Source organism: Nocardiopsis sp. NRRL B-16309 (assembly GCF_001279585.1).
Lineage (GTDB): Bacteria > Actinomycetota > Actinomycetes > Streptosporangiales > Streptosporangiaceae > Nocardiopsis.
Genome location: NZ_LGEC01000028.1, coordinates 1 through 309, shown reverse-complemented (window position 1 = coordinate 309; position 309 = coordinate 1). Strand labels below are relative to the sequence as shown.

2 pseudogenes are annotated in these 309 nt (G+C 70.2%); both read right to left on the bottom strand.

The features are described 5' to 3' along the window. Positions 1–101 (bottom strand): annotated as a pseudogene (locus ADL05_RS30305) (DNA-binding response regulator); the annotation flags it as partial. Continuing rightward, a pseudogene (locus ADL05_RS31005) lies at positions 98–309 on the bottom strand (histidine kinase); the annotation flags it as partial. The pseudogenes ADL05_RS31005 and ADL05_RS30305, both read right to left, overlap by 4 nt.

Below are 309 nucleotides of genomic sequence, written 5' to 3'. Positions count from 1 at the left end.
GCGGCCTGGCCGGTGACCTCCATGTCGTCCTCGGCGTTGATGAGGGCGGCCAGGCCGGTGCGGATGAGGGCCTCGTCGTCGACGAGGTTGATGCGGATCATCGGGTTTCTTTCCAGCTCAGGTGGAGTGTGAGGGTCCAGTGGGTGGGTGTGGGGCCTGCGGTGAGGGTGCCGCCGAGCAGGTGGGCGCGTTCTCGCATGCCGGTGATGCCGTGTCCGCCGCCGGGGCGCGGGCGGGGGCGGGTGTTGTGTGGGAGGGGGTTGGTGATGGTGAGGGTGAGGTCGGTGGGGGTCAGGTCCAGGGTGAGGG